The organism is Streptomyces sp. SID11385, assembly GCF_010548245.1.
GTDB lineage: Bacteria > Actinomycetota > Actinomycetes > Streptomycetales > Streptomycetaceae > Streptomyces.
In genome coordinates this window covers 1-219 of record NZ_JAAGLR010000032.1, presented here as the reverse complement: position 1 = coordinate 219, position 219 = coordinate 1, and the positions used below count along the sequence as shown (strand labels likewise).

Here is a 219-nt window from a genome sequence, read left to right as displayed (position 1 = left end):
GTAGAGGGTGAGCAGCAGCAGCGCCGACGCGATGACCGGGTTGCTCAGTGCTCGCAGGCCCCGGCTGCCGGCCGCGGCGGCGAGCAGCGCCCGGCCCTCGCCGCGCATCGACTTGAGCGCCAGGCTCAGCGGGGCACCGTAAAGCAGCAGCAGTGGCGCGATGAGGCCGACGAGGACGTGCTGTACGGCATGGGCGCTGAACAGGACCATGCTGTAGCG

General features: G+C 71.2%; 1 protein-coding gene. It reads right to left on the bottom strand.

What is annotated here, in order from left to right; genetic code table 11:
* On the bottom strand, positions 1-219 hold a 219-nt coding region (locus G3I42_RS00950; protein WP_164281949.1), incomplete at both ends, for a cytochrome c oxidase assembly protein.